This window comes from Streptomyces sp. NPDC002926 (assembly GCF_053591755.1).
Genome location: NZ_JBSFUK010000008.1, coordinates 1 through 16954, shown reverse-complemented (window position 1 = coordinate 16954; position 16954 = coordinate 1). Strand labels below are relative to the sequence as shown.

The following is a 16954-nucleotide window of genomic DNA, read 5'->3' as shown; positions in this document are numbered from 1 at the left end:
GCGGGAACATGGGGCCTCCGGCCGCTACGGCCCGCTGTGGATGACCGACGCCCAGAACAGCGGTTCGCCGTAGCGAGGGTGCTCGCGCAGCACCCTGACCGCTCGGTGCAGGGCGTAGGCGGCGCCGGGGGTGCCCGGTGCGCCGAGGAGCCGGTACACCTCGCGGGCGAGCAGCGGGCCCATCTCGTCCTCCACTGTCCACAGGCTCCCGATCACCTGCCGGTAGCCGCACAGTTGGAAAGCGGATGCGACGGAGACGACCTCGTCGGCCAGCTCTTCACCGGGAGCTGCGCTGTGGCAGGCGGACAGGTAGGCGAACTCGGCGTCCTGCAGCCGCTCGGCCGTAAGCTCACGCAGCCTCAGATCGCCGCCGTACAGGAGAAGTCTGCTGTGCGACGGGTCGGCCGGGTCCCGTGCGCCATGGCAGGCCAGGTGCGCGTGGGTGTGTGTACGCAGTGCGGCCAGCACCGCCTCCGGCGTGGCGTTCGCATCCCGGAGCTCGGACCGGCGGCCGGGCAGACCACGCGTCGCGGACAGCTCTTCGTCCAGGGCCGCCAGCCGTGGGTACGTGCCGCCGGCGTCCACGGCAACCGCGACCAGCGAGGTCCGGCCGGCCTCCGGAGCGGTCCTGTCGCGGGCGTGCAGCAGCGAGAGAAGCGTCGGGACGTAGGAGGAGACGACCCGGTCATGGGCGTACACGGCACCGGATCGCCCGTCCCCCTCGAGCCGGGCGGCGTGCAGCGGCAGCAGGGAGAGGACGCCGGTCGGACACCACCACAGCCTGGGCAGGGGCTCGTCCGGCCGCCCGGGACGGTCCATGCCCAGCCTCTCCAGGACCGGCCCCACGATCTCTTCGCCCAGCCACCGCAGTGTCCGCTTCAGTTCACGGTCGTGCACGTACCTTTCCCCGCCCGTGGTGCCCGGCGTCGCAAGCTTCGCCACAGCGGTCTGGAAGGCGCTGACCCGGTGGCCGATCTCCTCTCGCGTGACGCCGGGCAGGGGCAACACCTCGACGACGCCGCGGCCGGAGCGGCGGCGTATCAACAGGGCATCGCACCTCAGCGGGGATACGTTGATGACGGCGACGGGCCCGTCCACCGCTGCCTCGCTCAACTGCGCCCAGTCCGGCGGCCGGTGGAAGTGACCGAGGCCGGGGAGCGCGCGAATCTCTTGGACCACCCGGTCGAACTCCGCCGCCGACGCCTTGCGCTGCTCCGGGCTGCGTTGTCGCGCGACCAGTTTCGCGCAGACCTGTTCGTAACGGCCGGCCAGTTCGGGGGAGGCAGCGATCAGTTCGTTGTGCCGTCTCCGCAGCTGCAGTGCCTGCGCCAGCAGGACCCCGCGTCCCTGTTCCAACCGGATCAGCGCCTGGCGTGGTCGGCCCGCCGTGATCTCCACGGCCGCGGCGACGTTCGCCAGTGAGTCCACTTCTCGCAGCCGCACCTCCTGTGACTCTCTGCCCAGCGCCCGCCCGGTCAGCTTGGGCAGCAGGTCGGTGAGCGCCACGCCGAAGGCGGTGCGCGCCTGGCCCGGATCTCCGAGCGTCACACATGTCATGGCCCACAGAGCGGCGCAGTGCAGCCGGGTGCGCACGTCTTGTGTGGGCGCGAGCGCGGTGGTGCGGTACTGCGCGACGGCCTCGACCAAGTCGTTCACCGCACGCCGGTTCCGGCCCCGCGTGGTCAGCAGATGCCCCAGTTCCAGACGGGCCAGTTGCTGGTTGGGCCCGGAGTCCGACGGCTTTCCCGCCACCTGCCGGAGGATCGCCTCGGCGGCGTCGAGGTCAGCGTCCTGCGCCGTGTGCGTCCCGCGTTTCGACAGTGCGACGGCCAACTTGATCAGCATCACGGAACGGTCGTGCTGAGCCGGCGGAGTGGCGGCTGCGGCGTACTCCAAGTGGTTCACTGCCTCGTCCAGTTCCGCAGTGTCCCCATAGGCGTCGAACCGTGCGGTGAGGACGGCGGCCAGGTTGGTGAGCCGCTGGGCGTGGGTGGTCGAGGCGGCCTGCTCGGCGGGGTACGGATGACGGACGGCCGCGGTGGCCGCCTCCAGGTCGGCGAGGTCCCCCGAGGAGGCGTACCGGTCCAGATGGGCCAGGCCCAGGAACGAGAAGACCGTTGCCCGCACCTCGTCATCGAGCGGGCCGGTGAGGGCTCCGGTGAGTTCGGCGATCGAGCCGTCGAGGTCGGCCAGCTCGCCCTCCATCTCAAAGCGCATGCGCAGTGCCTGGCCCAGTTCGATACGTCGGTGAGTGCGCTCGGGCTCACCGGTCGGGGGCGCGTCGACGGCCGATCGCAGCCGGCCGATCATGTTGTCGAGCCGGTCCAGGTCCCCGTCCCGCATGTAGTGGGTCAGCTCGGCCGCGACGCTGCCCTCGGCCACCGGGAGCGGTGGGGCCTTCGCCTGCGTCCGCATGAGGACGGTCATCATCTCCTGGCGCGCCGGATCACCGGCGGGCAGCGCGGCGACAGCCTCACGCATGCAGTGGACGCCGGCGGCTCTCCTCCGCTTCGTATCGCCTTCATCACCGTCGAGATCGGACATCGCCGCCAGGGCCGTACCGAGGTTGAAGGTGATCTGCGGTTCGGACTCTCTCCCCCGCGCCCCTTCCCGTGCCCACATGATCAGTACCGTGGCCAGGCCGACCCCTGCCTCGTCCTTGGCCGGCGTACTCGCAAGGAGCAGCGCAATGCCCACGGCGTGCACGATCTCGTACGGCGGCACCACCTGCGGCGGATCCTCCGCAAAGGCCCCGCGCAGCGGCTGCGGCACGGCATCGGGACGCAACGCGTGCACAACCCCGAACAGGAAGGTACACGCGTGGTGATCCCACGCCCTCTGTTCCTCGGGCACGTGCTGGCACCGCGCAAGGTGGTAACAGGCGGCAAGGTAGACCACATCGATGTCCACACCGTCCGGGCCGCCCGTCTGGTCGGGCGTCAGCTTCTCGCGTATGCCGTAGAGGAGTTCAGCGATGTTGTAATGCGTCCCCCGCGCCAGCACGTCTTCCGGCGGCTCGAACACGAACGGCACGGCTTCGTCCGGTGCTGCCATCGCCTGCCGGACAGCAGCGTGAAGCTTTGGGTGTAACTCACCCATCCTCGGTCCCCCCGGTCCCCCGTCCGCCTGAGCGGTGGCGCTCAACGGTATCCAGTAGGCCAGGCCGGGACGGGGCCAAACGGGGAAAGATCTTGCGATGGGCTGCGCCGTTTTTGGTGTGGATCGTTCGAAGGGCGTGCGTGGAGTGGCTCTGCCCGGCTGCCGGCGCACGGCGTGATTGTCGGTGACGCGACGCGGCTTTTGATCGGATCGGTTCGCGCAGAGGCGATGGTGCTCGCCGGGTTGCTCCGTCTGCACCCTGACGCGGCGCCCGTGCTGCCGGGCGCGCACGGGTTCTACGGGACCGCGCCGTGCCGGTCTCCACTGTGAACAAGGATGGCGAGACGCATTCGGCGTCCCGGACGACGTCGTCGCGGTGACGGCGCCCTTGTGCAAGTACGCCCCGAGCGCGGCCGATCGCTTCGATTGTGCGGCGGATCCGGCGGCCGGGCACGGACTTCAGCCCCGTTGCCGCGCACCGTGGTCAGCTGCGTGTGTCCTGAACCCACTGGGGACTCCGCCGCGGAATCCGCCCGCTCAGGGAGCCCATCTGTACTTCCCGCCACCGACCCACCGTACGACCGCGGGGTCGTCCAGATCGACGTGCTCCATGCCTGCCGCATGCGCCAGCCGCAGCACATCCACCATATCGCGGGCGATCCCCGCTATCACACCGTTGATCTGCACGACGCGGAACGGCCGCTCGCCCTGCTCGACAGGCGAGATGACGATCGGGGAGGTCACAAACGCCGGGGTCTCACTCTCGGTCATGTTTCCACGCTGCGCCCGTCGCGGCATCCGCACAAACGCACAGCGTAAGAGGCGCAGGTCCTGGAACCAGGGTCGTGGCCTGCCGCCGACCCCGGCCGACGCTTCACTCGGGGGAAAGCCCCCGGCGGACGACACTCGGCCATGTTGCCGGGGCCAAGACGTATCGGCTTCCGCGCCGCCCCTGCGGTTCGTCCGGATCCATCGCGTGTCGCCCCCGTCCAGGTGGACAGAGCCGTGCGCTCAGTCACGGTCTCGCGGACGCTGCCGACGTCTTTCGATCTTGGTCCTGCCGGCGGCGCTCGGCTACGCCTGCCGTGGGCCGTAGTGGCAGCGGACATGCCGACGCCGCTGGTGACGAGGCGATCGGTGAAGTCGTCGATGTGCGCGCGACCGTCACGGGTACCCGGTTACGCCCCTGCCGGCGGCCTGCGCGCAGCGTACGTTCCCGCGCCCCCCGCCAGCAGCATCACGCAGCCCGTGAAAATCAGCCCGGCTTGGCGCAGCCCGAGCCATGTGGCCATGGCGCCGACACCGACCACCGGCAGCGAGATCCCGGTGTAGGCGACGACGAAGAACGCGGAAATGGTGCCGCCACGGTGCTGTGCCGGTGCCGCGCCGCTGACCAGCGTGAGTGCCCCGCGAAAGGCCAGTCCCTGCCCGGTGCCGCCGCACAGGGCACCCAGGACGAGCAGGGGCAAGGATTCGGCGATCAGTGATGACGCCACCAACAGCAGGCCGACGACGAGGATGCCGCACCCTACGGGGAGCGCGAGACGCGCGCCGATCCGTTCGGTCAAGGACTGCCCAACGGTCGAAGCGAGGAACACGGAGAACACCACCGCGCCCGACACAGCCAGGTTGCGCACGCCCAGCGTCTGCGAGGCAAAGCTCGGCGCGACCGCCGTGAACAGCCCGAGAAGTGCGAAACCCGCAAACGCCGCCAGCGCGGCGGGCGTGAAAACACCCTTCACCTCCGGAGGCACCGTGACTCCCTGCGGTTTCAGAGGTGGCCATCGCTTCGGCTCCGCCACGGTCTCCGGCAGGAACCAGGTGATTCCACAGGCCACGGCCACCAGCCCCAGGTGGACCCAGAACGGCAGCATCAGCGGCCAGGGCGTGTACTGCGCGAGGATGCCGGAGAGCAGTGGCCCGCAGCCCAGACCACCCATGTTCGCCGCGGTGGCGGCGAACCCGGCCCGCGCCTTCTGTCCAGGACCGGCCAGCTCGATGACGGCCGCTGTCGCCGCGCCGCTCAGCAGGCCGGCCGCACAGCCGGACAGCAGCCGCCCCGTGAAGAGCAGCGGCAGACCGCTCTGCAGGAGGAAGCATCCCGCGCTCGCGGCCGACAAGGCCATGGCGATCAGGAGCACAGGTCTGCGCCCGACCTCGTCGGAGTAGTTTCCCGCCACCAGCAGCACGGTGATGACCGCGACGGCGTACACGGCGAAGACGACGGTCACCATCAGCTCGGAGAACCCGATCTGCTCCTGGTAGAGCCCGTACAACGGTGTGGGCAGGGTGGTCCCGGCCATCCCGATGGCGAACACCACTGCCGCGGCCGGATAGCCCGGTCGCCAACCACCGCCTGCGTTCCCTGCGTTCTCTGCGCCCTCGCGAACGATCACGCAGGTCACCCTACGAGGGCCTCCTCACTGCGGCAGCGCCCGGCACGAGTCGGCGCGCTGTCCCGCAGGGCAGCATCCGCCCGATGCAGGTTTCCGCCGACGCTGTGCACGCCCTCGAGGAGCTCGGCCATTCGGCCGCGATTGGATTGCGCGCCTTCTCGGACCGTCGTGTTGTTGACACGGGTGCGTACCGACGTCCAGGACATGGTGGCATCGGGCGCTCAGCCACGAAGGAGGAAGGACGGGTATGCACATACCCCGTTCCACAGCGGGCCACCGGCATTGTGCGGCGGCCCTGGCCGCGGCGGTGATCTGCTCGACGATATTCGCGGTGCCGTCTCTCTCTCCGGCTGATGGCGTGCCGTCACCTTCGGTGCCTGTCCCACAGCTGGACTGGAAGCCCTGCATCCCGGGCAGTCCGTTCGACTGCGCAACCGCGAAGGTACCGCTGGACTACCTCAACCCCGGCCTTCGCACCATCGAGCTGGCAGTCATAAGACACAAGGCAACCGGCCCCGGACGACGCATCGGCACCCTGTTCTTCAACCCCGGCGGCCCCGGCGGGCCCGGAACGGTGCAGATGCCACAGAATTACGAGTCCTTCCCGCAGCAGGTACGGGAGCGGTTCGACATCGTCAGCTGGGACCCCCGCGGAATCGGCAACAGCACCGCGGTGAACTGCTTCGGCAGTCGCAAGGAAGCCGACGCGTGGAATGCGAGCAAAGCGGCAGGCTTCCCGGTGGGCGAACAGCAGCGGACGGCCTATATCGCCGCGTACAAGGACCTCGCCCGGCGCTGTCAGCAGCGTGACCCCGAACTCCTGCGCCATGTGTCGACCGCCGACACCGCACGCGACCTCGACCAGCTCCGCCAGGCGGTGGGCGACCCACAACTCACCTACCTCGGGATCTCCTACGGCACGTTCCTGGGCGCCACCTACGCCAACCTCTACCCCGGCAAGGTCCGCGCCATGGTTTTTGACAGCAACGTCGACCCGCAGGCCTGGACCCACGCCTCCGACCCCCCGCTCACGACCTTCCTGCGCATGGGCGCGGACCGCGGCGCGGCAGCAGTCCTGGACAAGTTCCTCGCCCTCTGCGGGTCCACCACCACCGCCCGCTGCGCCTTCTCCGCCGGCAGCCCCAAAGCGACGCGGGACAAGTTCGACCAGCTGATGCGGCGACTGAGGCAGCATCCCGTGGGCGCATGGACCTATGGCCGTACGGTCGGTGACACCGTGAACAGCCTCTACATTGTCCACCCCGGATGGACGGGCCTCGCCGGCAGGCTGCAGAACCTGTGGCAGGGCCGCGTTCCGGAGCCGTCCGCTCTTCCGCCCGCGCCACCGGTCCCGAATCCAAATCCTTACCTGGGCGATGAACAGGCCGGCGCGGTGTTCTGCAGCGACAGCCCCAATCCGCGTGACCCCGCTGCCTACCACGCCATGGAGGAGGCCAGCGCCACCCGTGCGGGCGACGCCGGACGCTTCTGGACCTGGGCCGCCGAGGGGTGTGCCGACTGGCCGGCCACAGCGGCCAACATCTACCGCGGACCGTGGAACAAGCCGACGGCACACCCCGTCCTGGTGGTCGGCACCACCTACGACCCCGCCACTCCCTACTCGGGCACGCAGGCCATGGCCAAAGAACTGGCCAACGCCCGCCTGCTCACCAACAACGGGTACGGGCACACCGAACTGATCAATCCCAGCAGTTGCGTCAAGGCTTACGAGAGCCGCTACTTCATCGACGGTACCCTCCCGCCCGCCGGAGCAACGTGCCAACAGGACACGCCCCCATTCGCGGCGGCCAAGCCACAGGGCGGCGTAGCCACCGGCGGGGGCGCGATGGCCGACGTCGCCTCCCTGATCGTCCCGCCAACGGCCGCAAAGGTTGTTGCTGACCGGCAGTAACGCCCGCGGCCGTTCCCACTCCGCATCCGTCAAGTCACGCCGCCCCGCACCGGGATGCCGAAACGAACCGAAAGCCGGACAGTCACGTGATCGCGCGGGCAAGTCCGTCCACAGCGGCATGCTCATCGAGGCGGCGGACCGGCGTGCGCACGAGATCCCGCAGGGCGGCGGCGGGGTGTTCGATGACGAACGGGCGGTCCAGAGCGGCGAGTACGGAGGGAATCCGGTCCAGCCGTTCGGCTCGAATCCGGACATGGACTCATCCGGTGCGTTCGTCGGCTGCCCGTGGGGGCCGCTCGAGTCGTCGGGGCGGGTCCCGCCTGAGTCGGCCCGGTTGGCGTCGTCGAGTGTTGCTGTTGCCGGGATCGTGGACAAGGTGGCGATTCCGGCCGGGAGGTGCGTACCTCCTCGCCGGCCCGTCGGCGCCGGTCAAGTACGACAGTCCGGAATGCGCCACGAGACCGTGGAGCAGGACGGCGCGGTCGCTGCTGCGGCCCTTTCGGTCGGTGCAGTTGATCGCCACCGTCCGCTGACGGCGTGCACCGACCGGCCGCCAACCGCACGGTGGTTACCGAGTTCCGCGTCGCCGACGTCGACGCGGAATACCAGCGTCTGACGCCCCGCGAGTTCGTCCAGAAGCCGACGATGATGCCGTGGGGAAACCGCTCCCTCCTCTCCGGGACCCCGTCGGCAACCTGAACAACTTCGTCACGCCCGTCACCTCCGACGCCGCGCAGAGGCAAGTCCGCTGGGGAAGGGCCGGCGCCGGCCGACCTTCCTGGTACCCCGAGGACTCGTACAGGGCTTGAATCCCCGGGTGTTCCCTGTCCATCAGTGCCGGACGTCAAAATCGGCGCGCACCCCCGGATTCAATTCGGGTCGGTATCGGTCTTCCCACGTGCCGTCGAAATTGCGGTCTCGCCAACTCGTGTGGGCTGAGGGACGATTGACCCGATGACCCTGGTGATCGATACACGGACCTCGCGCTCGCCCTCTTTCCAGCCCCCAGCGTCGGGGCTCCCCCCGCCCACTCCCACGCGTACCTGATCGCCCGGACGGCCACGGGCCACCTCCTGGATGCCCTGCCCGAGAGGGACCCGGCCGTTCCCACCCTCGAACTGCCCTGGCGGCACTCCCCGTGACCTTCCCCGCCCGCCGCCCCCGTTCCCCTGTCCTGAATCGGAGACCCCACCATGCCCCAGCCTTTCGTCCTTGACCCCGCCGGTGCCGACCCGGACGCCGAACACCGCACGCTGCGCGCCGAGGGACCCGCGGCCCGCGTCGACGTTCTCGGCGTAACCGCGTGGTCCGTCACGGATCCCGACTTGTTGAAGAGGCTGCTGACCAGCTCGGACGTTTCCAAAGACGCCCGTCAGCATTGGCCGCAGTTCAACGACGCCATACAGACGTGGCCACTCGCCTTGTGGGTAGCGGTCGAGAACATGTTCACCGCCTACGGCCAGGATCACCGCAGGCTGCGCCGGATGGTTGCCCCCGCCTTCAGCGCCCGGCGCGTCGACGCGCTCAAGGAACGGGTTGAGAACATCGTCGCCGACCTGCTCGACGACCTGGAGAAAACCGAGCCCGGCGAACTGGCCGACCTGCGTGAGCATTTCGCCTACCCGCTGCCGATCCAGGTCATCGGCCACCTCATGGGTCTGCCCGCGGGCCGGCGCGAGGGCTTTCGCGAGGTCGTCGACGGCGTCTTCGCCACCACCCTCACCCCGGAGCAGGCCGCCGCCAATACTGTCGCCCTCTACGCGGTACTCGACGACCTCATCGCCACCAGGCGGGCGGATCCCGGCGACGACATGACCTCCCTGCTCATCGCCGCGCGGGACGAGGACGGCGACGGGTCGGCGCTGTCCGAGAACGAGCTGCGCGACACGCTGCTGCTGATGATCAGTGCGGGCTACGAGACCACCGTCAACCTGATCGATCAGGGCATCACCGCGCTCCTGACCCACCCCGAACAGCTCCACAACGTCCGCTCAGGCCGGGCGACATGGGGGGACGTCGTGGAGGAAACTCTGCGGCTGGAGCCGGCCGTAAAGCATCTGCCGATGCGCTTCGCCGTCCGTGACATTCCGCTGCCCGACGGTCAAGTAATCGCCGAGGGCGAGGCAATCCTCGCCTCCTACGCCGCTGCCAACCGACATCCCGACTGGCATGGAGACAGCGCCGACAGCTTCGACGTCACCCGCACCGCCCCGGGCCCGGAGCACCTCGCCTTCGGTTACGGCGCCCACTTCTGCCTCGGCGCTCCCCTGGCCCGCCTTGAGGGAGCCATCGCCATACGGGCCTTTTTCGATCGCTTCCCCCACGCCGAACTCGCCGTCCCCTCCGACCAACTCCCGCGCGTACCCTCGCTGATCACCAACGGGCACCAGCACCTGCCCGTGCGTCTGCAGCCCGCCGTCTGAACGCTCTCCCCTCCCAGGGCAGAGCTCATACCCCCGCGCCGCCCGGAAGTCCCGGGCGGCGCGGCGCCGTTCATGGGCTCCGCGCGCGCCGGCCGGGTCCCTTGGCAGCACCGGTGGTACGGGACCGTGCCGTAACGGCGAATCCGACGTGGCTGCCGACACATCAGCGGTCACGTTCCGGGGCCCCGCCCCCCTCACCGCTCCGCTGCCGCCGCGTGAGGAGCGGCCGAACGAGGCCATCGTCCCGGCGATGCGCCAGAGACGGCCGAATGGATGAAACGGGCATTTTTGATGCGTTTGATAATTGACGCTACATCACACAATGGCAATTCTAAGGCGCACCCAAGAAGTCACTTGTATGAGGGGAGGAAGAATGCTTTCCGTTTCAAAGTGGGTCGTGGTGGCGGCAACGGCGGTCTCGCTGGCAACTATCGGGAGTTCTGCCTCTGCATCCCATGACCCGTACCCCCTGGAATGGGGCATGGGCGGAGGGTACACAGAGGCCATCCGCCTGACGTCGACGAGCACGGGAACCACGGTGGTCGACAACGGTACGACCGGACCCGGGATCGGCGATCAGATCATCTTCACCGCAAACCTCTTCCGCAACGGTGCCGGCTACGGCACCGAAGGGGCGCAGTGCACTCGCGTGGCAGCAGCAACCACCCTCTGCTCGGGCACCTTCAGCCTTCCCCGCGGACAGGTGTCATGGCAACACCTGAAGACCAGCCCCATTGGCACGCCGCCCAGCGACTTCGACATCGCCGTCACCGGCGGCACCGGTGCGTACGCCACTGTCCGCGGCTACGCCCACATCGCCCGCACCGCCGAGTCGGGCGGCGCCTTCACCCTCTATCTCCTGCACTGACCCGTTCGTCAGTAGCGAGAACACGACCCTGGTTGGTCCGTCGCCGCTGCCTGCCATTCTCGCCCTTTGTCCACGTGTTGAGAGGGGCCGTGCCCGCGGCGGTGCTCAGGGACGAGCGCGAGCCCACACCGGGTGCAGTCGGTGCTCGCTTGCGTACAGTGAGTGTCCGGCAGCGGGTGAGAGATAGCCGTTCTCTTCCCCGAGGCCGCGCCCCGGCGTCACCACGACAACCCTCCCGAACCAGCCCGGCTTTCTGCTGGCCACAGCCCTGCGGGCGCGCACCGATGTCGTCGTCTGGATGATGGCGTACCGCCTCCGCCAGCGATCCGGATCCCTCGGGGGGGCACCGGCGTCGCATGCGGGATGTGTGCGTGGCAAGGTGGAATGTGAGCTCACCTTCCTGGCCCATCCGTCGATTCCGATGAGGAGGCCGCATGGACGACAAGGAGTTCTTCCTGGCAGTGGCGGATCGCACGGGACTCTCGCGACAGGAAGCGGCCGATCTCACTCGTGCCACTCTAGAGACGCTCGCGCGTCGTCTCAGCGACGGCGAAGCCCGCGATCTGGCCCTCGAACTCCCCGAGCCTCTGCGTGACTCGTTCAACCGAGGGCGGGGAGAGATGGAGACCTTCGGGCCCGATGAGTCGATCCGCAAGGTGCGCGGGCGCACCGGCCTGTCCGGTTCCGAAACCGCCAGCGGCGTCCGGGCGGTCTTCAGCACTCTGCAAGAGGCCATCTCTCACAAGGAGTTCGAACACGCCATGTCGCAGCTCGGCAAAGAGTATGCGCAGCTGGTGGAGTCCACCGGCTGACGGGTCCATTCTCCTCAGGTGGCCCTTTCCCCGCGGTGGTCCTTCCTCCGCGGGCGGCCCGCCAGCCGCTCCAGCGGCCGTAATCGTGCAGTCGGCGCGACCCCCCTGCAAGGTGCGCGGACTTGACGCTCGATCAGGCAGCACTGGCGATATGGGCCGACGCGTCCTGACGGCCCGCATACCCGCCTTGATGTACCCGTCCATCCGAGCCGGCGCCTGCGCGGCATCGATGCAGTGGTGGTGTTCCCGCACGGAGCGAGCTCGTCGGACATGAAGTCGATGAGGACGGTCAATAGCAGCGTGGCTCGAGTCGGCCCCGCTTCTCCCCTCACGCTGCCGCCCTTTCCTTGTGGGGCATGCCCAAGCGGTCGCCACGACCGGGCCGTCGGTTGTCCATTCTTCGAGATGTGGACCGACATGTGAGATAAGTACCGAAATGCGCAATCTCTGTAGCCACGTGCGTCGAATAACAAGTGATGACATCCGTCTGTGGCTCGCGTCGAGCATCCACGGGACCGGGTCGGGGAGTCTCCCCACCCGCTCGCCGTCCATGCCCGCAACGCTACCCACCGTCGCACGCTGTGACCTTGCCGGCATGCAACGACGGGGCCCGGCACATGGGCCCGTGGTGGGCCGGTGGTGGGCCGGCGGCCGCAACTTCTCCAGGGAGCAGACATGCTCGGAAACCCGGTCGAGGAATTGACCTCCGACCAGGAAGAGTCCCCAACCGTCCGGGTCGGGTATGACGAACCGGCCGCTGGTACCGAGAGGATCCTCGCCGAGATGCTGGCTGACGTCGTTCGCGTCGAGCAGGTGTCTGTCGACAGCCACTTCTTCGACGAACTGGGCGCCGACTCGTTGGTGATGGCGCATTTCTGCGCGCGGGTCAGGAAGCGTACGGACCTGCCGTCGGTATCGATGAAGGACGTCTACCGGCATCCGACGATCAGGAGCCTGGCGACAGCGCTGGAGGACTCGGCGCCTGCTCCCCCGGTCGAGCCCTCGGCGCCGGTGTCGGGGGCTCCGGTGTCAGCGGCCCCGGCGGGGATGCCCGCGTACGTTCTGTGCGGCGCCCTGCAGCTCCTGACTTTTCTCGGGTACTCCTACGTCGTCGCGGTTGTCACCGCTCGGGGCTACGAGTGGATCTCCACCGGGTCGGGCGTGTTCGGCGCATATCTGCGATCGGTCATGTTCGGCGCTGCAGGCCTTCTGGTTCTGTGCGCCCTTCCGATCCTGGTGAAGTGGGCCCTCATCGGCCGGTGGAAGCCCGGGCAGATCCGCATCTGGAGCCTGGGGTACGTCCGCTTCTGGATCGTCAAGACGCTGATCCGGTCGAACCCACTGGTCCTGTTCGTCGGTTCGCCGCTCTATCTGCTCTACCTCAAGGCGCTGGGCGCGAGAATCGGGCGGGGCGTCGCGGTCTTCTCCCGGAATGTTCCCGTGTGCACCGATCTCCTCGTCATCGGCGACGGCACAGTCATCCGCAAGGACTCGTTCTTCAACTGCTACCGGGCTCACGCAGGCCTGATCCAGATGGGCGCGGTCAGCCTCGGGAAGGACGTGACCGTCAGCGAGGCCACCGTGCTCGACATCGAGACTTCGCTGGGCAACGGTGCGCAGCTCGGCCATGCCTCCTCCCTGCACAGTGGTCAGGCGGTGCCTGACGGCGAGCACTGGCACGGGTCACCCGCGCAGCCCACCGAGGTGGAGTACCAGGTGGTGAGCCCGGCCGACTGCGGTGCCCTGAGAAGGGTGGCTCACAGCGTCCTGCAACTGCTGGCCGTCTTGCTCGTGTACGTACCGCTGGCGGTCGGCGGACTGGGCATCCTGCTCGCTGAGGCGCCGCAGCTCAGAGCGGTCCTGGAACCCGGGCCTGCGTCCCTCACCAGCTGGCCGTTCCTCCTCGACGCCCTGACGGCCTCCGCCGTGCTCTATTTCGGCGCCGTGCCCTTGCTCCTCATCGTCCTGGCCACTGTTCCCCGCCTGCTCAATCGGGCCATCACACCAGGCAGGGTCTATCCCCTGTACGGCTTCCACTACGGGGTGCACCGGGCGATCGCGTTCATGACCAACAGGAGGTTCCTGACCCGCCTGTTCGGCGACAGCTCCGGCATCGTCCACTACCTGCGCTGCCTCGGGTACGACCTCTCCAGGATCGAGCAGACCGGGTCGAACTTCGGTACGGAGGTAAGACACGAGACCCCGTACCTCAGTTCCGTAGGGAGCGGAACGATGGTCGCCGACGGCCTGTCGATCGTCAACGCCGACTTCTCGAGCACCTCCTTCCGCGTGTCCCGCGCCTCGATCGGAGCGCGCAACTTCCTCGGCAACAGGATCGCCTACCCCTCGCGGGGCAGGACGGGCGACAACTGTCTCCTCGCGACGAAGGTCATGGTCCCGGTCGACGGGGATATCCGGGAAGGGGTCGGGCTTCTCGGCTCGCCCAGTTTCGAGATCCCGCGATCGGTGCAGCGGGACAGCACGTTCGACGGGTTGAAGAGCGGCGGGAAGCTGCGCAGCCGCCTCGCATCCAAGAACAGGCACAATGCCGCCACCATGGGGCTGTTCCTGCTTGTGGGATGGATCTACTTCTTCGGTGTCACCCTGCTCGCCTCGGGCACCGCAGACCTCTACACCTCGTTCGGTGCGTCGGCGTTCGCGCTGGCATACGTCCTCGTATTTCTGTTCACTGCCGTGTATTTCGTGCTGGTCGAACGTGCCGTCACGGCGTTCCACCCCCCGGGCCCGCTTTTCTGCTCGATCTACGATCTCCGCTTCTGGCGGCGTGAGCGCTACTGGAAGGTGCCGTCGGAGACGTATCTGCGGATCTTCAACGGCACCCCGTTCAAGAACGTGATCTGGCGAATGCTGGGGGTTCGGCTCGGCCGCAGGGTCTTCGACGACGGCTGCTATCTGACGGAGCGGACGATGGTCGCCATCGGCGACGGCTGCACGCTCAACGGGGGAAGCGTCATCCAGTGCCACTCGCAGGAGGACGGCGCCTTCAAGTCCGACCGCATCACGATCGGCGCCGGCTGCACCCTCGGGGTCGGTGCCTTCGTCCACTACGGCGTGACGATCGGCGACGGCGCTGTGCTCGCCCCCGACTCCTTCCTCATGAAGGGCGAGGTCGTCCCGGAGCACGCGCGGTGGGCGGGCAATCCCGCCCGGCAGATCCCCCGGAACAGCGGCCAGGAGCGGGAGTAGACCACCATGGGAGTGCGAGTGGAGTCCGGCCGGGAGTTCTGGCGCGGTGTACTGACGGCCGGTGGTTTCACCCCCGCCCCGCGGTGGGCGCTTCGTCCGGTGGTGGGTGTGGCTGAGTTCGAGGCGGCGGTTCCGGACGGCACGGTGGGGGTGTTGCGTCGGCTGGCCGGCCAGTGGGGGGTGTCGTTCGGTGCGGTGTTGCTGGCTGCGCATGCCCGGGTGCTGGCCGCGTTGTCCGGGGAGCGGGAGGTGGCCACCGGGTACGTGGTCGGGGAGGGGGGTGGGTTGTTGCCGTGCCGGCTGTCGACCGGGTCCGGCTCGTGGCGGGAGCTGGTGCGGGATGCCGAGCGGGTCGTGTCGGAGCTGGTGGTGCACCGGGACGGTGCGGGCGATGACCTGGGGGCGCTGCGGGCGGAGCTGGGCCTGGCCGGGGTGGTGCCGGAGGTGGTGTTCGATCCGGGTGGTGTGGGCGGGGCTCTGGCCCGGGGCACGGTGGTGGGGGTGGGATTCTCCCGGCGGGGCGGGGGGTTGCGGCTGGGGCTGCGCCACCGCACCGAGATCCTCGATGCCGGGGGGGCCGCGAGGATCGCGGGCTATCACCTGGCCGCGCTGGATCTGATCGCCGCCGGCCCGGATGCCGACCACACGCGCCAGAGCCTGCTGTCGGCCGAAGAGCTGCGCTTCCAGCTCCAGGGGCTGGCCGGACCGGTCCGGGAGCTGCCGCAGCGCCGGTTCCACGAACTGTTCGAGGACCGGGTACGGGCCCACCCGGACACCGTCGCCGCCGTGCACGGCGGCGTGCGGTGGACGTACGGGGAGCTCAATGCCCGGGCCAACCGGCTGGCGCGGGCGCTGCTGGCGCGGGGGCTGGAGCGTGAGGGTGTCGTCGCGGTGGTCACCGAGCGGAATCTGGACTGGCTGGCCGCCGTCATCGCGGTCTTCAAGGCCGGCGGTGTCTATCTGCCCATCGAGCCGCACTTCCCCGCCGGGCGTATCGCCGCCGTCCTGGCCCGTGCCGGGTGCACCCTGGTGCTGACCGAGCCGGGCAGCACCGCCACCCTCGACCCGGCCCTTGAGAGCCGGCCCGGGACCGAGCGGCTGTTCATCGACGCGGCCTGCGCCCAGGACCACGGCGAGGGTGATCCGGGGATCCGCGTGACGCCGGACCAGCTCGCCTACATCTACTTCACCTCCGGCTCCACCGGCGAGCCCAAGGGCGCGATGTGCGAACACGCCGGCCTGCTCAACCACCTCTACGCCAAGACCGACGACCTCGGCATCGACGCGGGGCAGGTGGTGGCCCAGACCGCACCCCAGTGCTTCGACATCTCCCTGTGGCAACTGCTCGGCGCGCTCCTGGTGGGCGGGCGGACCCTGCTGGTCGAACAGGAAGCGATCCTCGACATCCCCCGCTTCCTCGACACCCTCACCACCGGCCACGTCACCGTCCTGCAACTGGTCCCCTCCTACCTCGAAGCCGTCCTGGCCGAGCTCGAGCAGCGCCCCCGCCCCCTGCCCGACCTGCGCTGCGTGTCGGCCACCGGGGAGGCCCTGAAGAGGGAACTGGCCGAGCGCTGGTTCGCGGCCCGGCCCGGGACCCGGCTGGTCAACGCCTACGGGCTGACCGAGACCTCCGACGACACCAACCACGAGGTCATGGACCGGGCACCGGAGCGTGTCCTGCTCGGCCGTCCGGTCAACAATGTGCACCTCTACGTCGTCGACGAACACCTCACCCCGGTCCCCCTGGGCGCGCCGGGTCTGATCGCGTTCTCCGGTGTGTGCGTCGGCCGCGGCTACATCAACGACCCCGACCGCACCCGCGCCGCCTACCTGAGCGATCCGCACCGCGCGGGCCAACGGCTCTACCTCGGCGGCGACTACGGCCGCTGGCACCCCACCGGGAAGCTGGAGTTCCTCGGCCGCCGCGACGCCCAGGTCAAGATCCGCGGTTTCCGGATCGAGCTCGGCGAGATCGAGAACACCCTGCTGCGGGTGGAGGGTGTCCGCGACGGCGCCGTCGTCGTCACCGAACACGCCGGCCAGAGCCAACACCTCATCGCCTTCTACACCGGCCCCCACCCCCTCCACACCGCAACCCTCGCCGACCGGCTGGCCGCCTCCCTGCCCCACTACATGGTCCCCGCCGCCTTCCACTGGCGCGACCACCTGCCGCTGACCGCCAACAGCAAAATCGACAGGAAGGCACTGCAGGCACTCGCCGCCGGCCTCGCCAC

At 69.0% G+C, this 16954-nt stretch carries 10 protein-coding genes; 7 read left to right on the top strand and 3 right to left on the bottom strand.

The annotated features are described in order from the left end of the window. Positions 1-24: 24 nt before the first annotated feature. The 3 genes from ACWDZ6_RS16020 to ACWDZ6_RS16010 all read right to left on the bottom strand — a co-directional run bounded on the left by ACWDZ6_RS16020 (position 25) and on the right by ACWDZ6_RS16010 (position 5495). Positions 25-3054, bottom strand: coding sequence for a CHAT domain-containing protein (locus ACWDZ6_RS16020; RefSeq protein WP_451503323.1), 3030 nt, complete (start codon positions 3052-3054; stop codon positions 25-27). A 582-nt stretch (positions 3055-3636) separates the two neighbouring features. Next, entirely contained in the window at positions 3637-3870 is a 234-nt protein-coding gene (locus ACWDZ6_RS16015) for a hypothetical protein (RefSeq protein WP_451503322.1), read from the bottom strand. Between the two features lie 407 nt (positions 3871-4277). Next, entirely contained in the window at positions 4278-5495 is a 1218-nt protein-coding gene (locus tag ACWDZ6_RS16010; protein WP_451503321.1) for an MFS transporter, read from the bottom strand. Positions 5496-5868: 373 nt separating this feature from the next. Here ACWDZ6_RS16010 and ACWDZ6_RS16005 point away from each other — a divergent pair, with 373 nt between their 5' ends. The 7 genes from ACWDZ6_RS16005 to ACWDZ6_RS15975 all read left to right on the top strand — a co-directional run. Beyond that, a complete protein-coding gene (locus ACWDZ6_RS16005) occupies positions 5869-7407 on the top strand; it encodes an alpha/beta hydrolase (RefSeq protein WP_451503320.1) in 1539 nt (512 codons plus the stop codon). A 537-nt stretch (positions 7408-7944) separates the two neighbouring features. Then, positions 7945-8106, top strand: coding sequence for a hypothetical protein (locus tag ACWDZ6_RS16000; RefSeq protein WP_451503319.1), 162 nt, complete (start codon positions 7945-7947; stop codon positions 8104-8106). Between the two features lie 494 nt (positions 8107-8600). Next, entirely contained in the window at positions 8601-9830 is a 1230-nt protein-coding gene (locus ACWDZ6_RS15995) for a cytochrome P450 family protein (protein ID WP_451503318.1), read from the top strand. 481 nt (positions 9831-10311) lie between these two features. Then, entirely contained in the window at positions 10312-10698 is a 387-nt protein-coding gene (locus ACWDZ6_RS15990) for a hypothetical protein (RefSeq protein WP_451503317.1), read from the top strand. Positions 10699-11132: 434 nt separating this feature from the next. Next, complete coding sequence (locus ACWDZ6_RS15985) at positions 11133-11510, top strand: DUF2267 domain-containing protein (RefSeq protein WP_451503316.1); 378 nt, start codon at positions 11133-11135, stop codon at positions 11508-11510. A 675-nt stretch (positions 11511-12185) separates the two neighbouring features. Beyond that, complete coding sequence (locus ACWDZ6_RS15980; protein ID WP_451503315.1) at positions 12186-14717, top strand: Pls/PosA family non-ribosomal peptide synthetase; 2532 nt, start codon at positions 12186-12188, stop codon at positions 14715-14717. Between the two features lie 6 nt (positions 14718-14723). After that, positions 14724-16954, top strand: a 2231-nt coding sequence (locus ACWDZ6_RS15975) for an amino acid adenylation domain-containing protein (RefSeq protein WP_451503314.1), incomplete at its 3' end; no start/stop codon positions are given.